Genomic DNA, 19,655 nt, shown 5'->3' on the forward strand with positions numbered 1-19,655 from the left:
GCTCGGGATCGCGCCCGGGAGCGGGCAGGGGGGGCGAACCGCCCCCGGGCGCGGGGTCTGGTCGGGTCAGTACGACCGATTGATGCAGTGATCGACGACGGGGATCATCGACTCGACTGTGACCTCACGGGGGTTGCCCGGGGTGCACCAGTCGCCTTGGATGTGCTCCGAGATCGCCCGCACGGTCTTCTCGTCGCCCGGGATCGTCTCGCCACGGCCGGCGTACTTGCCGGTGTTCATCCGGTTCTTGTCGTACGAGTCGGTGCGGACCTGGCCGAAGTTGTCGGGAATCCCGACGTCCTGCGCTAGCCGGATCGCGGCCTCGACTGCAGCATCGGCAGCCTGCACGGTCGTCATGTTGCGGGTATCGACACCCATCGCCGTCGCAATGCGCGCGTAGCTCTCGTACCGCGACGGCAGGTTGTACTCCCACACCCGGGGAAGCGCGATCGCGTTGTTGAGACCGTGGTGGCTGTCGAAGAACGCCGACGTCGCGTGCGAGATGGAGTGCACGATGCCGAGACCACCGGAGTTGAACGCCTGTGCGGCGATGTACTGGGCATTCATCATGCCCTCACGCGCCTTGAGATTGCGGGGCTCGTACACCGCCTCCCGCAGGTTCTTCGCGACGAGTTCGATCGAGTACAGGGCGTTACCGAGCGACGGTGCGAAGTCCAGGCGTGAGACATAGGGCTCCGAACCGTGAGCAAGGACGTCGAACCCGCAGTACGCCGTGAAGTGTTGCGGGCAGGTGTAGTAGAGCAGCGGATCGTCGATGGCCAGGGTGACGATCGTCGCCTCGTCGAAGCCGACCCACTTGTGGGGGTGATCCATGTCGGAGGTGTCGGTGATGACGTACGCCCAGGAGGTTTCCGAGCCGGTGCCTGCCGTGGTGGACACCGCGATGTGGGGCGGGTTCTCCTTGTTGGTGGACTTCGCGAAGCCCTCGAACTCATTGATGTTGCGGCCGTCGTGCGCGATGACGACGCGCGCGCCCTTCGCAGCGTCGTGGCTCGAACCGCCGCCGATGGAGATGATCGAGTCGCACTTCTCCTTCTGATACAGCGCCGCTGCTTCCATGACGTTGTAGTCCTTGGGGTTGGACTCGACCTTGTCGTAGAGGACGACCTCGACACCCTGGTACTCGATCTTGCCCACGAGTTCTTCGATGATCCCGGAACCTCGCAGGCCGGTGGTCATGAGAAGGGTGCGCTTGAACCCGAGATTCTTGGCCTCGACACCGATGATGTCGTGCGCCCCGACTCCCATGAGAGCGCGCGGGAAGGGGTGGAACTCCTTGATGGGAAAGTCCCAGATCTGGTTGAGCTCGATTGCCATCGTGTTCTCCTCGATTATCGGCGGGGATGATCGGCGGGTGTGACGTACGCCTCATGCATGACCAACAATCGACGAGGGAGTTCGCCCGGAGAAGGGCTGCGCACGGAAACTGTCCGGTCGCGGCGGCAGGACCGTCCGATCGGGCAGGCGGGCCGGGACCGAACGGGTGGGCAGCGCATCCCGGCCCCACTCCCGGTAGCGTGTCGGTGCCGCCTTCCGGCTGGTATTCTCAAACTAGAACATGTTCTAGAAATTGTGGTGAGCAGCACACTGCGGCCCCACGCTTGCACGAGAGGTGACATACCGATGACGACAGTCGAGGTGCCGCACGGATCGCGATCGGTGATTCTCACCGTGTCTGCCGTTATCGAGGAGACGTCCGACAGCCGCTCGATCGTCTTCGCCGTGCCCGAGGACCTGCGCGACAAGTTCGAGTACAAGCCCGGCCAGTTCCTGACACTGCGCATCCCGAGCGACCGCACCGGCTCGGTCGCGCGCTGCTACTCGCTGGCGAGTTCACCGTTCAGCGATGACGCCCCCAAGGTGACGATCAAGCGCACCGCGGACGGGTACGGCTCCAATTGGTTGTGCGACCGCATCTCCGCCGGCGACAGCCTCGAGGTCCTTCCCCCGTCCGGTGTGTTCACCCCGAAGTCCTTCGACCACGACTTCCTGCTCTTCGCGGCGGGCAGCGGCATCACCCCGGTCATCTCGATCCTCAAGTCCGCGCTGTCCCAGGGATCCGGCAAGGTCACGCTCGTCTACGCCAACCGCGACGAGAAGTCGGTCATCTTCGCCGAGGAACTGCGCGCACTCGGCGAGAAGCACGCCGACCGGCTCACGATCGTCCACTGGCTCGAGTCGGTGCAGGGCCTGCCCACGGCAACACAGCTCGCCACCGTCGCAGCGCCGTTCGCCGACCGTGAAGCATTCATGTGCGGCCCCGGCCCGTTCATGGACGCGGTGCACCAGGCGCTCCACGATGCCGGAATGCCACGCACCAGCGTGCACGCCGAGGTGTTCAACTCGCTCGCCGGCGATCCGTTCGCCGACCACAAACCCGTCGAGATCAGCGACGACGAGGCCGCCGATGCAGCGACCGTCGAGGTCGAACTCGACGGCGAGGTGCACACCCTGTCGTGGCCGCGCAAGCAGACGCTCGTCGACATCATGCTCGCCAAGGGCATCGACGTGCCGTATTCATGCCAGGAAGGTGAGTGCGGCTCGTGCGCGTGCACGGTGCTCGAAGGCAAGGTCGAGATGGAACACTGCGATGTCCTCGATCCCGAGGACATCGAGGCGGGATACATCCTGGGCTGCCAGGCGCGTCCCGTCACGGACACACTCAAGATCGAGTTCTGACGACTTCAGCCTGCCTGCCGCTCCGGCACCGGCGTGACCTCCTCGAGACGCACCGGCTCCGGCTTCGGGCGACGTAGCACCAGCACGACCCCGGAGGCGAGCGCGAGCATGGCGACGATCGCGCTGTAACCGACCGCTGTGGCGGTGAGACCGAACCGTCCTGTGGCCACGCCTGCACCGATCGCTGGAACCGAGAACGCGATGTAGCAAACCACAAATGTGGTCGCGAAGACCTGTGCGCGTTGGTTGGGGCGGCCCAGGCCGGCGACGATGCCCATGGCACCCAAGAACGTCGATCCCCAGCCGAACCCAGCGATCGCCGTGCCCACGAAATACAGCACCACCACGCCGGACAACAGCGCACCCGCCACCACGACGACACCGGTCGCGAGCAGGACCACGCCCGTCACCACGACGCGAAGTTCGGCGAAGCGGCGCATGACCACTGCCGCGACCGAACCCGACGTGAACATGGTCGCGACGGCGAGCCCGGCAACAAGCCGATCGTCGATGCCGAACACCACATCGACGATCGACGTCCCCAACGACATGTACAGGCCGCCGAGCGCCCATGCCGACATCAAGCACGGCAATACCAAGAAGAACTGTGCACGCACGTCCTGGGGTAACGCCACGCTCGGTTTCAGCGCACGCAGTGCGTCTCTCCGGGAGGAGAACCCCGTGGGCTGCGAATTCTCCGGCACGAACAGGAGAGCGATGACGATTCCGATCGCGAGGACCGCGATGAGCGCATAGCTCGACACCGTCGGGAACGGCGCGAACTGAACCAGCAGACCGGCGCCCGCCGCGCCCAGCCCCAACCCCAACGACGGCGCGATGCTGTTGATCAGCGGACCGACCCGAGGGTTGGGTTGCAGATCGATCATCCCCGCGGCGACTGCTCCCGTGGCAGTGCCCACCGCCAACCCCTGGATGATGCGCGCCGCGATCAACCACCCGACACTGTCGGCGAAGATGAACACGACCATCGAGATCACGAGAATCACCATCGCTGCCCCGATGATCGGTCGACGACCGATGCGGTCGGACAACGCACCGACGGTGAGCAGTGTCGCGAGGAGAGAAACGACGTAGATCGCGAAGACCACGGTGAGCACCGCCGCCGAGAATCCCCACATCTCCTGGTAGACGGGATACAGAGGCGACGGCACCGACGACGATCCGGTGAGGGTGAACGCCCCCACCCCCATGACCGCGAATCCGAACACACGAGACCCGGTATCGGATGGGGCGGGCGAGACCATCGAACCTCCAGCAGGGAAACAGCGAATAGGAACCAAAGCTACGAGTACACGAGCAGCAGCGCCGCATCGCGGCGCTGCTGCTCCTGAAACATCCTCCACGGAGGAAATATTTCGCCTACGTCACGATCAACATCGAAAAGGTCACTCCACCTGCAGAAAGATTTATCACTTAGCAACTCTCCTCGACATTGACCGACCGGTCGATCAGGCCTATACCGAGTAGAGGGGACACATTCTCACGAACCATCACCCGAAGGAGGCTCACCATGTTCTCCGACAGCCGGCTTCAGGATTACGTAGCCGTCGTCCTGGGCGTCTTCGCCGCCCTGTCTCCGCTCTGGTTGGACACCAACACCAACGCAATGTGGTCGCTCATCGTCCTCGGCGTGCTCGTCGCTCTGTGTGGCATCGCGCAGATCGCGCGCCCCACGATGGCCGGGATCGACTATGCGATGGGCCTCTTCGGCGCACTGCTGTTCATCTCGCCGTGGGTCATGAGCTACACCGCCTTCAGCGGCGCGTCGTGGACCGCGTGGATCGTCGGCGTACTGAGCGTGGTGGTCGCCGTCGCGGCACTGCCCGCCATGAACACCCGCATGCACGGAGGCGGCCTGGCAACACATCACTGATCCGATCACCGTCCCGCCGGTGAGGCCGAGCCGTCCCGGCCGACTTCACCGGCATTCTCCTACCCGGAGGTGATCAGTGAGCAGGCACCCCGATCTCGGTACAGCGCAAGCTGCGCGCACCCGCATCCTCGATGCAGCCGAGGCACTGTTCGCGGAGCAAGGATTCGACTCGACCGCCACCACTGCCATCGCGACGGCAGCGCACGTACCGAAGGGCCTGATCTTCTACTACTTCCCCACCAAGGAGGCGATCCTCGACGCGTTGATCGCCGAACGACTCCCCACCGAACCGATCTCCGACGTCTTCGCGCTCGTCGCACCGGGCGATCCGGCAACGAGCCTGGTCAATCTGGACACCGCGCTGAACCTCGGGCAGAACGATTCCTCGGTGCTCCGCGTGATCATCTGGCGGGAGGCGGAAACACACACCGACGTGCGCACCCACGTGCGGACCCTCCGCGCGCACCTCCACGACACGACGATGCGCGTGCTCCAGGCGAGTTCACCGGTACCCGTGTCCATCGGCGCCGTGCGCACTGCGGCAACGGCATGGGTGTCGGCGATGCTCTCCGCCGCCACCACCGACCGCCTGTTCGGACGCGACGGACTACCGCGGGCACACGAGGAACTGCAGAACGTTGCACGCCTGATCGCGGCGGGCATGTCGGGGATGACGCCGATGCCGAGGATGCTGGCCCGCGCGTGGACGTGACGAGGCATCGGGCACGAAATGAGTCAACCGATCGGGTTCGGTGCCGTCCCCAGCAACTCACGACCGGCCGCGAAGGCGCGGGCGCCGGCCGGAAGGGACCCGCGCTCGCCGCTGAGGACCACCTCGACACGCCCCGATCCCGTCGACGCACGGCCGAGTGCGTCGATGCGTCGGAGCGTCTGCTGCGCAACCGCTTCGGCGCTGTCGAACAGACGCACCCCCGCCGGCAGCTGCGCGGCAATCGTGTCCGCGACGAGCGGATAGTGCGTGCACCCGAGGACGACACCCTGGACATCGTCGGGTGTGCGCTCGACGGCCGACGCGATCGCAGCGGATGCGCCGGCGCGGTCGCCGCGGTCGATCGCATCGGCGAGACCGTGGCACGCGACCCCGACGACCTCGCTGCCGTTCGCGAACTGTGCGATCAGATCTGCCTGGTACCGGCTCGCGGTTGTCGCCGCGGTCGCCCAGATCGCGACCGATTCACACGCGGCAGCCGCCGGTTTGATCGCGGGAACCGTGCCCACGACGGGTACACCGTCGCCGAGGTCGGCGCGCACATGGTCGAGGGCAGTGACGGATGCGGTATTGCACGGCAGCACCACGACGTCGGCGCCCCGATCCACTGCCCGCCGCGCAGTCGTGACCACACGCTCGATCACCCAATCGGACGGCTTCGGCCCCCACGGGGAGCCCGCGGGATCCATCGACAACATCAGATCGAGGTCGGGGCGCAGGCGCCGCAGCCACGCGGACGTCGGAAGCAGCCCGAAACCCGAGTCGATGAGAGCAACGATCACCCCACGAATCTATCGGGTCCGGGCCATCGGGCTCACGCCATGGTGGCCAAGAGCTCCTCGATGGGTGCGCCCGCCGCGATCTTCATCCGGTTCTTCATGACCTGAGCAGGCATACCACCGCCGACGACACCGACCAGTCGGCCATCACGTTCGTAGAAGGCCAGGAACTTACGACCGTCGTCACGCACCACGTGCACGGTGTCGTCGCCGCGTACCGCACCGAGCCCCTGGATCTTGATCTCGTACTGGTCGCTCCAGAAGTAGGGCACCGCAGACGCGACACCCACATCTCCCGAGACCAGGGCCTTCACGAGCACGGTGGCCTGCTCACCCGCGTTGGTCCAGTGCTCGATGCGCTTACGCCCTCCGTCCGGAAGCTGCCAGGACGCGACGTCGCCGACCGCCCAGACGTGCGACGCCGACGCACGACCCACCTCGTCGCACACGACACCGTTGTCGAGTTCGATGCCCGAACCGTCGAGCCACTCGGTGACCGGAATCGATCCGATACCGAGCACCACCAGATCGACGTCGACCTCGGAACCGTCGCCGAGCACCGCGGAGGTGACGTGCTCGCCGCCACGCAGTTCGGTAAGGCCGACTCCTGCCCGCACATCGACACCCTCTTCGGTGTGCAGCCGCGAGACCAACGAACCGACCTCGGTGCCGAGAACGGACGCGAGCGGGGTCTCCTGGGGCTCGACGAGCACGACCTCGACGCCCTTCGCACGCAGGCTCGCCGCCACCTCGCACCCGATGAACCCGGCCCCCACCACGAGAGCACGTGCGCCCGACACGACCTCGCCACGCAGCGCACGGCTGTCGTCCATCGACCGCAGGACGTGCACGCCGGCGAGTTCCTTCAGACCCGGGATCCGGCGCGGGCGCAGACCCGTCGCGATCACCAGCTCGTCGTACCTCAGCTCCGTACCGTCGGCCAACGTGACCGTCTGCGTACCCGTGTCCACGGACGCAGCCGGGCTGTCGAGCCGCAGATCGATCGCCTGCTCCTCGAAGAACTCCCGCGGGCGCAGCGTGGTGTCGTCGCGGTCGCCACGGAGGACATCCTTCGACAGCGGAGGACGGTCGTACGGCAGGTGCGCCTCGTCGCCCACCAGGACCAGCTCCCCCTCGAACCCTGCGCGGCGCAATTCCTCCGCAGTTCGCACACCGGCGAGCCCCGCTCCGACAACGACGATCCGATCAACTGCCACGTGAGTCCATCCTCCTGATTTCGTGACATGTGCCACGCGAGTGCTTCGGGTCTTCATACCAAATACAGGTGGCGGTGAACAGAGCGTCGATCCTTCTGCGCGGCACATCACGTCCGGCCCGGCGGATAATTAGAGTCGAACGTACAACGCAGACCCCCACACGCGACCGGCACAGCCCCACGCGATACAGCCACGAGGGAGTTTTCATGACAAGTGACAGCGGCGCAGGACTCAGCCGCGTGCAATTCGGGGTCGGTTCGTCTCCGGGCCCCGTCGATACCCAAGGGCGCACGATCATCGCGGACGCCGTCGTCGCAAAGATCGCGGGAATCGCGACCCGCGAGATCAGCGGAGTGTTCGACGTCGGCGCCGGTACCGCACGCGTCGTCGGTGCCCTTCGCGACCGGATTCCGGGCGCCCGGATCAACCACGGACAGGGAGTCGCAGTCGAGGTCGGTGAGAAGCAAGCCGCGATCGACATCGGCATCGTCGCCGAGTACGGCGTCGCACTCCACGAACTGGCCGTCGCCATCCGCCACAACGTGATCGTGGCCGTCGAGCGCATGACCGGACTCGAAGTCACCGAAGTCAACATCACCGTGTTCGACGTCGTCCTCCCGGACGAGGCAGCGGACACCGCAGCGGAACAGAAACCGCGTGTGCAGTGACACTTGACGGCGGGACTTCGAACGGCGGGACCTCTCACCGTGAGGCCCCTGTCCGCACCGACCGCACCCCAGCCGATCTCGTCGACGACGTCGCGAGCACGGTGTTGAGCATCTCCGGAATCGCAGGTCTGCACGGTGGTGAGTTCGGTGAGATCGCCACATATCTGCCGGGCCGGCGTGTCGCCGGTATCCGACTGGGCGGCCCCGCCGGGTGCGAAATCCACGTGATCGCCCTCTACCCCGCCGACCTTCCCGCGCTCGGAGAAGCTGTGCGGCGATACGTCGAACCCATCGTCGACGGTCCGGTCCGCGTGGTGTTCCAGGACATCCGACACCCCCTTGCCGACCAGGTCTCCGCAGAGAAACAGGTGCCATCGTGAACCACAACCCAACAACAAACACCGTTGTCGGACTCATCGCGGGCCTGCTGCTCGCCTTGGCGGGAATTCTGGGCGGATTCAGCGGGCTGCTGTTCGCGGTACTGCTGGGCGCCCTCGGCGCTGCCATCGGCGCGCACCGCGACGGCATCCTCGACCTGGGTGCGCTGTTGCGAAGCCGTGGCCGTGGCTGAACCTGCAACACCGACCGCGCCCTCCGACCCGGAATCGGTCGATCTCGCAGGATCACGCGGCAGTCTCACCATCAAGGACCGTGCCATCGAGCGGATTGCCGCGGCCGCCGCACTGCAGGTACCCCACGTCGTCCGGCAGAGCAGCAACCTGAGCCTGCTCACGGGCCGCGAACTACCCCGCGCCGAGGTGATCACCGCGGGCAGTGCCGTGGCGGTCAACCTCTACATCGCGGCAGAATGGCCCTACGACGCCGCTGCGCTCACGCGTCGGGTGCACGACGCCGTCGCCTGGCATCTGCACGAGTACACCGGTCTCGTGGTGCACGAACTCAACGTGCTGATCGTCTCGACCGCGCGAGCGGTCGAAGACGAGCAGGCGGAGCAGTCCGTACCCGTCGAATATCTGGAGTCCGACATCGTCGGCGGACACACCGGGCCCCGCTCCGACATTCCCGTGGTGTCGCCGCTTCCGCCGCTCGCCACACCTGCCGCGGCGCCCGCGGCGGCCTTGATCGCGATCGGGGCGCTCGGTCTCGCGTTCGTCGCGGCACGGGAACTGCTCATCGTCCGCGGCACCTACGACGGAGCGCCGTGGATCCGCAACTCGTTCGAATGGTTCGGCCGGCTGCACTGGCATCCGTGGATCGCGCCCATCGCAGTGGTACTCGTCGTGCTCGGTCTCGCCTCGATCGTGGTGGCATTGAAGCCACGCAGGCGCACCCATCTGCCCCTCAGGCTGTCCGGCGCGGTTCCGACCGTCTGGATGCGGCGGACCGACGTCGCCCGCATGTGCAGCGCACGCACATCCGCATTGCCCGGTGTGCTCAGCGCCCGGACCGTCGTCGACCGCAGGCGCGCGCTGATCCGTGTGGTCGCGGCGTCCGACAGCTCGATCGACGATCTGAGCACCACCATCCGCGCCGAAGTGGAACCGCGGCTGGCGCTGCTGGCAGATCCGATTCCGCTGGTTCTGAAGGTGTCGCGCCACGAGCCTCACACCCCCACCACCGAGACGGGAACCCTGCCGTGAAGCTCCGTACCGTACTCGTCAATCGGTTCTTCGCATTGGTAGTGGGGTGTGCGCTCCTCGGCTCGGGTGCGTTCGCATTGGCGTGGGTGTGGCGGGTGCCGTTCGCACGCGAGCGACTCGCCGACCTCGACCGGCCACTCATCATGGACCTGCCCGATCAGCCGTGGTGGACGCCGGCATTGTGGACGGTCCTGGCCGCGGGGTGCGCAATCGGGATCGTGCTTCTGGTCGTGAATCTGTCGCGAAGACGGACCTCCACCGTGGAGCTGTACGACGAGGTGACCGACGCGACGCTCGGCGTCGACCTCGGCCCGGTCGCCACCGGAGTAGCGAGAGAACTCGAAACGTTTCCCGGCGTCCGGTCCGTACGTGGCCGTGCGGTCGTGGAACGCCACCTGCCGACACTCTCGGTGACCGTCCACGCCGAGCCCGGAATCGACGTCCCCGAGTTCACGGCCGCCGCTGAGGACGCCGCGCGTCGTGCCGCCGCCGCGGTCGGTGGTGCCCGTGTCGCGACCCAGGTGCTGCTACATCTGGACCCCGCCGGTGAGGTTCGCTGATCCGCGACCGGTTTCCGGACGTCCGGTCAGAACGGAACCTGCACGGCGAGGATGCCTGTGGCCGGACCACGCCCCGACAGAATCCGGCAGAACTCCACCGCATCGAGTTCGGTGGGACGCGCACCTGTTCCGGTGCTCCACCTCCCACCCGCCGGGCCGGTCAGGTGCAGATCGATCGGCTGCCGGTGGCGGATCTTCCACTCGTCGACCACATCGGCCACCAGCGCTCCGTCATGGTCGGCCGTCAGGACCATCGACTCACCGGTCGCCCTGCAGATGTCAACCCTGTGCATCCAAGGGTCGCGGGTGAGAATTATGTCGAGCAGGTACCCGACCGTCCACCGCTCCTCGACCTCACCGACCTTTTGGACCTCCGGCATCGCGCGCGATCGCACGAACGACGGGGTTCGAGCACGAGCTCGTGCCGCCCTCATACCGGAAGTCCTGTAGTCCGAACACAGCCGTTCTGTGTCGCGACCCGAGAACTTCTCGACCTGGTGGGCGGTGAGCGCATCGAGGAATTCACCGTCGGCGTGTCTCGCAGCGGAGAGTTGCCGCCCCATTTCGATGAGCGATTCGGCCATGCGGGCCATGCCGAAGGCATGCGCGGCGATGGCGCGCACGTCCCAACCCGGGCAGTCGGTCGGCCGACTCCAGCCTTCGGGTGGAAGTCTGTCCAGCAGGTCGGCGAACCTGCCGTACTCGGTCGCAGCGAGGCGCATCGCAAGATCCCGCTCCATCATCGGCCGCCGGGGTCGCATCGAGGTCTTCGGTGTGGTTGTTGCAGCCATCGGACACTCCTTACAGTCCTACGTTGTCCGCATACATGTCCACTGCCCGGTCGAGCAACCGACGCCAGCGGTCGCCGCCGGGATCGTTCGCAAACTGAGCGTCGATCAACCCACCGACGAGTGCGACAGCGAGATCCACGCTAGGTGCGTCGTGGACACCCAGGTCGTTCAGCACATTCCGCAACAGATCCAGTGCCTGGACGGACGGCGCGTACGACTCGGCGCTCGGTTGGAAATCGCTGATGATCCGCTGGTTCATCAGCTGGTGCCGGGCAAGGTCTTCGACACAGAAGTCGAAGAAGGTGGCTGCGACGGAACGCAGCGCACCCCGGGGTGTGTCGGGCAATCGTTCTGCGCATTCCGTCATCGCGATCAGGCATTCGTTCCAGGCCTGGCCGAACATCGCGTCGTAGAGTTCGTTCTTCGATGCGATGTAGCTGTACAACGACGGTGGTCGCATGCCCACCCTGTCCGCCACGTCCCGAAGGGTCATAGTGGCCAGGCCTCGTTCGCGGGCGATGTCCCACGCGGCGGCGAGAATCTCGGACCGAGTTGCCGAACGGCGTTCGGAAACCCTATCGCGATTCGATTTCCCTAACACAATAAGGACGATCCTCGGGTGGGAGCCGGCTGTCAATGGATCCCGGAGACGAAAACGCCGAACGGCGCCCACCCCGGAGGGTGGACGCCGTTCGAGCGTCAGTGAGTACTAACTCACGCGATGATCTTCGTGACGCGACCGGCGCCGACGGTGCGGCCACCCTCGCGGATCGCGAAGCGGAGGCCCTCGTCCATGGCGACCGGCTGGATCAGCTTGACGGACATCTCGGTGTTGTCACCGGGCATGACCATCTCGGTGCCCTCGGGAAGGGTCACAACGCCCGTCACGTCCGTGGTACGGAAGTAGAACTGCGGACGGTAGTTGTTGAAGAACGGCGTGTGACGGCCGCCCTCTTCCTTGTTGAGGATGTAGGCCTGGCCCTCGAACTCCGTGTGCGGAGTCGTGGTGCCGGGCTTGATGACGACCTGGCCGCGCTCGACGTCCTCGCGCTTGATGCCACGAACCAGAAGGCCGACGTTGTCGCCCGCCTGACCCTGGTCGAGCAGCTTGCGGAACATCTCGATACCCGTGACCGTGGTCTTGGTGACGTCGGGACGGATACCGACGATCTCGACCTCTTCGTTCACGTTGACCACGCCACGCTCGATACGGCCGGTGACGACCGTGCCGCGACCCGTGATGGTGAAGACGTCCTCGACGGGCATGAGGAACGGCTTCTCGGTCTCACGGACCGGGTCCGGGATCGAGTCGTCGACGGCCTGCATGAGGTCGACGACCGACTGAACCCACTTCTCGTCACCCTCGAGAGCCTTGAGAGCGGAGATGGGGATGACCGGAGCGTCCTCGTCGAACTCCTGCGAAGCGAGGAGCTCGCGGACCTCCATCTCGACGAGCTCGAGGATTTCCTCGTCGTCGACCATGTCGGCCTTGTTCAGGGCGACGAGGATGTAGGGCACGCCGACCTGGCGAGCGAGCAGCACGTGCTCGCGCGTCTGCGGCATCGGGCCGTCAGTGGCGGCGACAACGAGAATCGCGCCGTCCATCTGAGCAGCACCGGTGATCATGTTCTTGATGTAGTCCGCGTGACCCGGAGCATCGACGTGCGCGTAGTGGCGCTTGTCGGTCTGGTACTCGACGTGGGAGATGTTGATCGTGATGCCACGAGCCTTCTCCTCGGGAGCCTTGTCGATCTGGTCGAACGCGAAGCTCTCGTTGAGATCCGGAAACTTGTCGGCCAGCACCTTGGTGATCGCAGCCGTGGTCGTCGTCTTGCCATGGTCGACGTGACCGATGGTGCCGATGTTCACGTGCGGCTTGGTCCGCTCGAACTTCGCCTTCGCCACTGGAATGTCCTCCTGGACTGTTGTTGCGTGCAGTATGCAGCAGTGCGGTTTGTATTACTTGGTCGTGCAGGCGACCGGTTCCAACCCGAAGGTTACTCGCCGGTGGCCTTGGCGATGATTTCCTTCGAGACGTTCGACGGAACCTCTGCGTAGGAATCGAACACCATGGAGAAGTTCGCGCGGCCCTGGGTCTTCGACCGCAGGTCCCCGATGTAACCGAACATCTCCGAGAGCGGAACCAGCGCCTTCACGACACGGGCACCACTGCGTTCCTCCATGGCCTGGATCTGGCCACGGCGGGAGTTGAGGTCGCCGATCACGTCACCCATGTACTCCTCGGGTGTCGTGACCTCGACGGCCATGAGCGGCTCGAGGATCACCGGGGCAGCCTTGCGGGCCGCTTCCTTCAGTGCCTGAGAGCCGGCAATCTTGAACGCCATTTCGGACGAGTCGACGTCGTGGTACGCACCGTCGAGGAGCGTGACCTTGACGTTGACCAGCGGGTAACCCGCGAGCACGCCGTACTGCAGGGCGTCCTGCGCACCGGCGTCGACCGACGGGATGTACTCGCGCGGCACGCGGCCGCCGGTGACCTTGTTCTCGAACTCGTAGGTCGCGCCGTCCTCGCCCGTGAACGGGTGGAGGGCGATGATGACCTTCGCGAACTGGCCGGAGCCACCGGTCTGCTTCTTGTGTGTGAACTCGTGCTTCTCGACAGGCTTGGTGATGGTCTCGCGGTACGCGACCTGCGGCTTGCCGACGTTGGCCTCGACCTTGAACTCGCGACGCATGCGGTCGACGAGGATGTCGAGGTGGAGCTCGCCCATGCCGCCGATGACGGTCTGGCCGGTCTCCTCGTCGAGCTCGACGGAGAACGTCGGGTCCTCTTCCGCGAGCTTCTGGATCGCGGTGCCCAGCTTCTCCTGGTCGGACTTGGTCTTCGGCTCGATGGAGACCTGGATGACCGGGTCCGGGAACGTCATCGACTCGAGGACGATCGGAGCGTCCTGCGCGCACAGGGTGTCGCCGGTCGTGGTGTCCTTCAGTCCGATCATCGCGTAGATGTGGCCGGCCACGGCCTCGTCGACCGGGTTCTCCTTGTTGGCGTGCATCTGGAAGAGCTTGCCGATGCGCTCCTTCTTGCCCTTGGTGGCGTTGAGCACCTGGGCGCCCGGCTCGACCCGGCCGGAGTACACGCGGACGAAGGTCAGCTTGCCGAAGAACGGGTGCGCAGCGATCTTGAAGGCGAGGGCCGAGAACGGCTCTTCCTTGCTCGGCTTGCGCGTGAGGACGGTTTCCTCGTCGTTCAGCTTGTGGCCGATGACCTCACCGATGTCCAGCGGAGTGGGCAGGTAGTCGATGACGGCGTCGAGCATGGGCTGAATGCCCTTGTTCTTGAACGCGGTGCCACAGAGCACGGGGTACAGCTCGGAGTTGACGGTCAGCTTGCGGATGGCGCCCTTGATCTCGGCGACCGTGAGCTCCTCACCGCCGAAGTACTTCTCCATGAGCTCTTCGTCGGACTCGGCGACGGTCTCGAGCAGCTTCTCGCGGTACTCGGCGGCCTTGTCGGCGAGCTCGGCGGGGATCTCCTCGACCGTGGCCGCCGTGCCGATCGGGGTGACGCCGCGCCAGGTGAGCGCCTTCATCTCGACGAGGTCGACGACACCTTCGAAGTCGTCCTCGGCACCGATCGGAATCTGCAGGACCAGTGGCTTGGCGCCGAGACGGTCGATGATGGTCTGCACGGTGAAGAAGAAGTCCGCGCCCATCTTGTCCATCTTGTTGACGAAGCAGATGCGGGGGACGTCGTACTTGGCAGCCTGGCGCCAGACCTGCTCGGACTGGGGCTCGACGCCCTCCTTGCCGTCGAACACGGCAACGGCGCCGTCGAGGACGCGCAGCGACCGCTCGACCTCGACCGTGAAGTCGACGTGGCCGGGTGTGTCGATGATGTTGATCTGGTTGTTGTTCCAGAAACAGGTGACCGCAGCGGAGGTGATGGTGATACCACGCTCCTTCTCCTGCTCCATCCAGTCGGTGGTGGAAGCACCGTCGTGGGTCTCACCGATCTTGTAGTTCACACCGGTGTAGAAGAGGATGCGCTCGGTCGTCGTGGTTTTGCCGGCATCGATGTGCGCCATGATGCCGATGTTGCGGACCTTGTTCAGGTCGGTCAGCACTTCCTGTGCCACAGGTAAACCCCGCTCGTAGCTCGTGTCGGCCCTTGGGTGCGGACCACATTTCTTATGATGTCAGCCGGCCTTTACGGGACCGACACAGATGTGCGAGCAGCCGGTCGGGGGAACATTCGATGATCCACCCGACCGGCGTCGACTCACCAGCGGTAGTGCGCGAACGCCTTGTTGGCTTCAGCCATCTTGTGCGTGTCCTCGCGACGCTTCACAGCGGCACCGAGGCCGTTGCTCGCGTCGAGAAGCTCGTTGGCGAGACGCTCGACCATGGTCTTCTCACGACGCTGACGCGAGAAGGTGACGAGCCAGCGCAGCGCCAGCGTGGTGGAACGGCCGGGGCGAACCTCGACCGGCACCTGGTAGGTGGCGCCACCGACACGACGGCTACGCACCTCGAGTGCGGGCTTGACGTTGTCGAGCGCGCGCTTGAGCGTGACGACCGGATCGGTGCCGGTCTTCTCGCGAGCCTGCTCGAGTGCCTGGTAGACGATGCGCTCGGCGGTGGACTTCTTGCCATCCAGCAGGATCTTGTTCACGAGCTGGGTGACCAGCGGCGAACCGTAGACCGGGTCGGCGATGAGGGGGCGCTTCGGAGCGGGTCCTTTACGTGGCATCAGCCCTTCTCCTTCTTCGCTCCGTAGCGGCTACGTGCCTGCTTGCGGCCCTTGACACCCTGGGTGTCGAGGGAGCCACGGATGATCTTGTAACGAACACCGGGGAGGTCCTTCACACGACCGCCACGCACGAGCACCATCGAGTGCTCCTGGAGGTTGTGGCCCTCGCCGGGAATGTAAGCGGTGACCTCGACTGAACTGGTCAGGCGCACGCGAGCGACCTTACGAAGCGCCGAGTTCGGCTTCTTCGGGGTGGTGGTGTACACGCGGGTGCACACGCCACGACGCTGCGGGCTGCCCTTCAGGGCCGCGCTCTTGACCTTGGCGGTCTTGTCGCGGCGACCCTTGCGGACCAGCTGATTGATAGTTGGCATCTATCGGCTTTCTCGTTGTCTGGAGCTGCTCAGGCGAGCAACACTGGCTGTTCTGAAATTAGGGATCCATCGGTTGGGGCAAGGAAGCAACTGCCCCGCACTCGCACCCCGTGCGCACACGAGGTCGGGTGTGTCGCGTACCCCCACACAGGCAGCCGGGGACTCGCACCTGCAGATAACTACAGACCGCGCGTACGGCATCGCCTCGCATAGGCACACAGATCGGTCCGGGCATGCCGGACACGACCCACAACGATACCCGGCGGCGGCGCATGCGGTCAAAGCGAGACGCGACGAATGACCGCGCACGTCGCGCGGCGAGAGCGAGAAGTCAACTGCTGAGGTTGAGGGTGAGCCGTGCCAACGTAGCAGCAGCCTCACACGGGTCCGCTCCACCGGCCGTGTACTGCACCCACCATCCGAAGATCCCCGTGGTCGCTGCGCCGGCGGAAACACCACAGGACATCGGGTCGTTCGGCCTGCGCATCTGCAGGGCTCGTCTACCTTCGACGGTGGTGTTCTCGACCGTGTAGCCGAGCTCTTCCCCCGCCTTGCGCTCATGATCGAGTGATCCGGTCTCGAACCAGTTGAACGTGACTTTCACTACGCCCGTCGGACCGCCCCCCTCCCAGCGGCAGATGGCGCCGAAGAACCCTCGGTACACCGCTGCCGCACCCACCGTCTCCGCGATCTTCTCGTCGGCGACGGCGTCGCACTCGGTGAGCAACTTCGTGAACTCCGCCGACAGCCCCGGCCCGCCTCCCGCACCCTGCGGCACCGCGCGGCCTTCGATGCTGCGCGCGCACCCGGCGACCAACAGCAGGGTGGTGCAGAGCATGACGACGCCCAGGACCATCCGACGAGACCTGGGGTACACGGAGGCTGTGTGCGAGCCGCCGGTCGTGTGCGGGTCCGCTCTCATGACTGCGCCCTCTCCACGCTCAGTTCGGCGAGGTCCCGCGCGACGGCGCACGAGTCGGCCGTAGGCGTGAAGTTCGCGTACGTCACGGACCAGTGGATGAAATCGCCACCGAAATCCACACCGATCTCGCACAGGACGGTCTGGCCCAATTCGTTCTGAGCGGACCCCATGAATCCGGGACGGCCGCCGACCTCGACGTCCGCCGCAGGCCGGCCGATCAGATCCGAACCCGCACGCTCTCGGCCGATCGGGCTGCCCCGATACCACGAGAAGCTCACGCTCGGGCCACCGACGTAGGTCTCCCACTCGCATCCCACAGAGTTTCGGGTGACCGCGGAGAATTCCCCCAGCGCGAACGCCGCTTCGACTTCGTCGTCCGAGATCGAACCGCACTCGCCGAAGAATGGCCCGGGCTCGGTGACCTGCAGCGCAGTGGTCTCGGGGGCACCACCGCGCCCATCATCGTCCGATGATCCACACCCCGTCACGAACACTGCGGCGAGCGCGGCCATCGCCACGATCGTCGGCATCCTCCCGTTCCCCTCGACAGGCATGTGCACAGACACTACCCAGCCGTACGTCCGCTCGCTTGTCGACCTCGCGCATCGACCAGGATGGCGTCGAGCTGAGCTGCCCAGTGCCGCACGATTTCGGCGCGTCGGCGCGAATCATCGGTCAGCACATCCGCGAGACCCAGTCCACGTGCCAGGTCGAGGGTCGCCTGGACCATGCGGTGGACGACGGGGTCGGAATCATCGGCTCCGAGTTGTTCGATCGCGGCACGGTGCGCGACCCGCCCGAACCGTTCTTCGAGGGGAACGATGCGTTCACGCAGAGCGGGATCGGCGGCGGCCGCCGTCCACACCTGCAACGCCGCCTTGAACAGGGTTCCGGAGTACTGCTCGATGATGCCCGCGACCACCCGCTCGGTGTGCGCGACGCCGGAGGCGACGTCGAGGTTCTCATCGCAGACCTGATCCATACGACTGTCGAACATGAACTCGAGCGCCGCGGTGATGAGGTCCTCCCGGGTCCGGAAATGGTGTTGCGTTGCGCCGCGTGAGACACCCGCGCGCTGCGCGACGACTCCGACCGTCGTCGCAGCCCAGCCGGATTCGGCCAGAGTGTCGATGGTGGCCTCGAGCAGACGTAGACGTGTCGCTCTGCTTCGGTCCTGCTTCGGTTCGCGCGTCATCGAAGTGCATTCTCCTGGTCCCGAGACCGTCTGTGGCTATCACGGCTCCGTACACTCGTACCCCAGGACGAGACAGAAGGGCAGTTTCACTGTGGCAACGTTGGTGAGACGCGAGGACTATTTCGACGCTGCGATCGAACTTCTCTCGTCGAACGATTACGGGGCGCTCAAGCAGGCGCAATTGTGTGCACACCTCGACGTCACAACGGGGTCGTTCTACAACTACTTCGCCAGCTGGGCGCAGTTCCGCAAGGAGTTTCTCGAGAACTGGCTCGAACGGCAGACGATCCGGCTCGTCGCGACAGCGCGCCTCGAAGCCTCCCCGGTCCGACGCCTCGAGATGCTGATCGAATTCGCGTGTGGGCTCCCCCACAGCGCCGAATCGTCGATCCGAGGATGGGCGCATACCGACGCGGAAGTGCGTTCGGTGCAGGCCACCGTCGATTACCAGCGGTATCTGGTGGTGGTGGAGGCCACGTCGGCGATCCTGGGCGCAGGTGAGGTCGCCGAGGGCTTCGCTCGCACGGCGCTCTACTGCCTCGTCGGTTACCAGCAGACGGTCCCGCTGCCCGAACCGGACACGCTGGGGTGGGGACTCCAACGAATTCTGCGCGAACTGCTGGCTACCGCGGAGCGCTGAGTCCGACAGGCCCAGGCCCTGCGGCCCCAGCGGCCCAGCCGAGCGACCCCGCGACCGGTTCGTCACGGCCGGGCCCACGACGGTGGTCTCCGCTGAAGGAAGGCCGTCATCCCCTCGACCGCCTCATCCGAACCGAACAGCCGGGCCGATTGTGCGGCGAGGTCGCCGCTGTGCCGATCGAACTCCTCGAGGATCTGCCGGGTGAGCAGCCGCTTCGACTCCGCGAGCCCCTGTGGTGAGCACTCGCGGAACTCGGCGAGCAGTTCCGCGACGGTGTCGGCAGGGTCGTCGGCGGCGATCGTCACCAGCCCATGTGCGAGCGCCACTTCCGGACCGAAGCGCTCCCCGGTGAGGAAATACCGCGAGGCGGCCCGCGGTGACAGTCGCGGTAACACCGTGAGGGAGATGATCGAAGCCGCCAGCCCCAGGCGCGCCTCGGTGAGCGCGAAAGTGGTGCGCGGACCCGCGACCACGACGTCGCACGCACCGACGATCCCCATCCCACCGGCCCGGACATGGCCGTCGATCTGCCCGACAACGGGTTTGGGTGTTTCGAGGATCTGTCGCAGCAGGTCGGTCATCGCATGGGTGCGGTCTGCTGCCACCGCTGCGGGCGTCCCTCCCGAACCTGTCCGGCCGGCCTCACGAAGATCCGCTCCGGCACAGAATGTTCCGCCGGCGTGTGTGAGGACGATCGAGCGCACGTGAGGGTCCGTGGCCGCGTCGTCGAGTCCTTGCCGCAGTTGACGCATCAGGGTCGACGACAGGGCGTTGCGGTTGTGCGGCGAGTCCAATGTCAGTGTCGCGACACCGTGCGCGACGTCGTAGCGAACGAACGGCTCCGCGGGTTCGGTGGACGTCATCGAATTC

The 19,655-nt window shown here is 65.7% G+C and carries 23 protein-coding genes; 9 read left to right on the top strand and 14 right to left on the bottom strand.

Translation table 11 applies throughout. The annotated features are described in order from the left end of the window. Window positions 1-66: 66 nt before the first annotated feature. The gene (mdo, locus tag EV641_RS09890) at window positions 67-1,338 is read right to left on the bottom strand and encodes an NDMA-dependent methanol dehydrogenase (RefSeq protein WP_132471697.1); all 1,272 of its coding nucleotides are present in this window, start codon (window positions 1,336-1,338) and stop codon (window positions 67-69) included. A gap of 306 nt (window positions 1,339-1,644) precedes the next feature. On the opposite strand from mdo, the gene EV641_RS09895 reads away from it, so the two are divergent. Further along, window positions 1,645-2,700, top strand: coding sequence for a ferredoxin--NADP reductase (locus EV641_RS09895; RefSeq protein WP_132471698.1), 1,056 nt, complete (start codon window positions 1,645-1,647; stop codon window positions 2,698-2,700). A gap of 5 nt (window positions 2,701-2,705) precedes the next feature. On the opposite strand, the gene EV641_RS09900 is transcribed toward EV641_RS09895, so the two are convergent. Beyond that, window positions 2,706-3,965: an MFS transporter gene (locus EV641_RS09900; RefSeq protein WP_132471699.1), complete on the bottom strand. Its 1,260-nt coding sequence runs from the start codon at window positions 3,963-3,965 to the stop codon at window positions 2,706-2,708. 266 nt (window positions 3,966-4,231) lie between these two features. Here EV641_RS09900 and EV641_RS09905 point away from each other — a divergent pair, with 266 nt between their 5' ends. After that, window positions 4,232-4,594: an SPW repeat protein gene (locus EV641_RS09905; RefSeq protein ID WP_054718273.1), complete on the top strand. Its 363-nt coding sequence runs from the start codon at window positions 4,232-4,234 to the stop codon at window positions 4,592-4,594. Window positions 4,595-4,670: 76 nt separating this feature from the next. Continuing rightward, window positions 4,671-5,306: a TetR/AcrR family transcriptional regulator gene (locus EV641_RS09910; RefSeq protein WP_054718271.1), complete on the top strand. Its 636-nt coding sequence runs from the start codon at window positions 4,671-4,673 to the stop codon at window positions 5,304-5,306. 23 nt (window positions 5,307-5,329) lie between these two features. Here the strand turns inward: EV641_RS09910 and EV641_RS09915 are convergent, their stop codons facing one another. Continuing rightward, the gene (locus tag EV641_RS09915) at window positions 5,330-6,106 is read right to left on the bottom strand and encodes an aspartate/glutamate racemase family protein (RefSeq protein ID WP_132471700.1); all 777 of its coding nucleotides are present in this window, start codon (window positions 6,104-6,106) and stop codon (window positions 5,330-5,332) included. A gap of 32 nt (window positions 6,107-6,138) precedes the next feature. Then, window positions 6,139-7,320 carry an FAD-dependent oxidoreductase gene (locus EV641_RS09920; protein ID WP_241997019.1) on the bottom strand — a complete coding sequence of 394 codons (1,182 nt, stop codon included), beginning with the start codon at window positions 7,318-7,320 and terminating at the stop codon, window positions 6,139-6,141. Window positions 7,321-7,526: 206 nt separating this feature from the next. On the opposite strand from EV641_RS09920, the gene EV641_RS09925 reads away from it, so the two are divergent. From EV641_RS09925 to EV641_RS09945, 5 genes are read left to right on the top strand one after another with little or no spacing between them, the layout of a single operon-like run. Further along, window positions 7,527-7,988, top strand: coding sequence for an Asp23/Gls24 family envelope stress response protein (locus tag EV641_RS09925; protein ID WP_132471702.1), 462 nt, complete (start codon window positions 7,527-7,529; stop codon window positions 7,986-7,988). Continuing rightward, entirely contained in the window at window positions 7,985-8,368 is a 384-nt protein-coding gene (locus EV641_RS09930) for a hypothetical protein (protein ID WP_241997020.1), read from the top strand. The genes EV641_RS09925 and EV641_RS09930 overlap by 4 nt, the downstream gene beginning before the upstream one ends. Then, entirely contained in the window at window positions 8,365-8,559 is a 195-nt protein-coding gene (locus tag EV641_RS09935; RefSeq protein ID WP_054714775.1) for a hypothetical protein, read from the top strand. Before EV641_RS09930 ends, EV641_RS09935 begins: the two co-directional genes overlap by 4 nt. Beyond that, window positions 8,552-9,589 carry a DUF6286 domain-containing protein gene (locus tag EV641_RS09940; RefSeq protein WP_241997021.1) on the top strand — a complete coding sequence of 346 codons (1,038 nt, stop codon included), beginning with the start codon at window positions 8,552-8,554 and terminating at the stop codon, window positions 9,587-9,589. Before EV641_RS09935 ends, EV641_RS09940 begins: the two co-directional genes overlap by 8 nt. After that, a complete protein-coding gene (locus tag EV641_RS09945; protein ID WP_054714768.1) occupies window positions 9,586-10,149 on the top strand; it encodes a hypothetical protein in 564 nt (187 codons plus the stop codon). The genes EV641_RS09940 and EV641_RS09945 overlap by 4 nt, the downstream gene beginning before the upstream one ends. 26 nt (window positions 10,150-10,175) lie before the next feature. On the opposite strand, the gene EV641_RS09950 is transcribed toward EV641_RS09945, so the two are convergent. The 9 genes from EV641_RS09950 to EV641_RS09990 form a co-directional block, all read right to left on the bottom strand. Then, a complete protein-coding gene (locus tag EV641_RS09950) occupies window positions 10,176-10,940 on the bottom strand; it encodes a maleylpyruvate isomerase family mycothiol-dependent enzyme (protein WP_132471704.1) in 765 nt (254 codons plus the stop codon). Between the two features lie 10 nt (window positions 10,941-10,950). Then, a complete protein-coding gene (locus EV641_RS09955) occupies window positions 10,951-11,613 on the bottom strand; it encodes a TetR/AcrR family transcriptional regulator (RefSeq protein WP_347238229.1) in 663 nt (220 codons plus the stop codon). Window positions 11,614-11,654: 41 nt separating this feature from the next. Beyond that, a complete protein-coding gene (gene tuf / locus EV641_RS09960; RefSeq protein WP_132471706.1) occupies window positions 11,655-12,845 on the bottom strand; it encodes an elongation factor Tu in 1,191 nt (396 codons plus the stop codon). Between the two features lie 92 nt (window positions 12,846-12,937). Beyond that, window positions 12,938-15,040, bottom strand: a complete 2,103-nt coding sequence (fusA, locus tag EV641_RS09965) for an elongation factor G (protein ID WP_132471707.1) — start codon at window positions 15,038-15,040, stop codon at window positions 12,938-12,940. Between the two features lie 143 nt (window positions 15,041-15,183). Further along, complete coding sequence (gene rpsG, locus EV641_RS09970) at window positions 15,184-15,654, bottom strand: 30S ribosomal protein S7 (RefSeq protein ID WP_054714779.1); 471 nt, start codon at window positions 15,652-15,654, stop codon at window positions 15,184-15,186. Further along, a complete protein-coding gene (rpsL, locus tag EV641_RS09975; protein WP_132471708.1) occupies window positions 15,654-16,028 on the bottom strand; it encodes a 30S ribosomal protein S12 in 375 nt (124 codons plus the stop codon). The genes rpsG and rpsL overlap by 1 nt, the downstream gene beginning before the upstream one ends. 331 nt (window positions 16,029-16,359) lie before the next feature. Further along, window positions 16,360-16,884 carry a DUF3558 domain-containing protein gene (locus EV641_RS09980; protein ID WP_132471851.1) on the bottom strand — a complete coding sequence of 175 codons (525 nt, stop codon included), beginning with the start codon at window positions 16,882-16,884 and terminating at the stop codon, window positions 16,360-16,362. A 62-nt stretch (window positions 16,885-16,946) separates the two neighbouring features. Next, entirely contained in the window at window positions 16,947-17,480 is a 534-nt protein-coding gene (locus tag EV641_RS09985; RefSeq protein WP_132471852.1) for a DUF3558 domain-containing protein, read from the bottom strand. A gap of 35 nt (window positions 17,481-17,515) precedes the next feature. Continuing rightward, window positions 17,516-18,145: a TetR/AcrR family transcriptional regulator gene (locus tag EV641_RS09990; protein ID WP_054720513.1), complete on the bottom strand. Its 630-nt coding sequence runs from the start codon at window positions 18,143-18,145 to the stop codon at window positions 17,516-17,518. A 103-nt stretch (window positions 18,146-18,248) separates the two neighbouring features. On the opposite strand from EV641_RS09990, the gene EV641_RS09995 reads away from it, so the two are divergent. After that, window positions 18,249-18,785, top strand: a complete 537-nt coding sequence (locus EV641_RS09995) for a TetR/AcrR family transcriptional regulator (RefSeq protein ID WP_241997072.1) — start codon at window positions 18,249-18,251, stop codon at window positions 18,783-18,785. Window positions 18,786-18,847: 62 nt separating this feature from the next. Here the strand turns inward: EV641_RS09995 and EV641_RS10000 are convergent, their stop codons facing one another. Beyond that, window positions 18,848-19,648 (bottom strand): enoyl-CoA hydratase family protein, encoded by an 801-nt coding sequence (locus tag EV641_RS10000; RefSeq protein ID WP_132471710.1) that lies wholly within the window; start codon window positions 19,646-19,648, stop codon window positions 18,848-18,850. Between the last annotated feature and the right edge of the window lie 7 nt (window positions 19,649-19,655).

The organism is Rhodococcus sp. SMB37, from assembly GCF_004345605.1.
In the GTDB taxonomy this organism is placed as follows: domain Bacteria; phylum Actinomycetota; class Actinomycetes; order Mycobacteriales; family Mycobacteriaceae; genus Rhodococcus.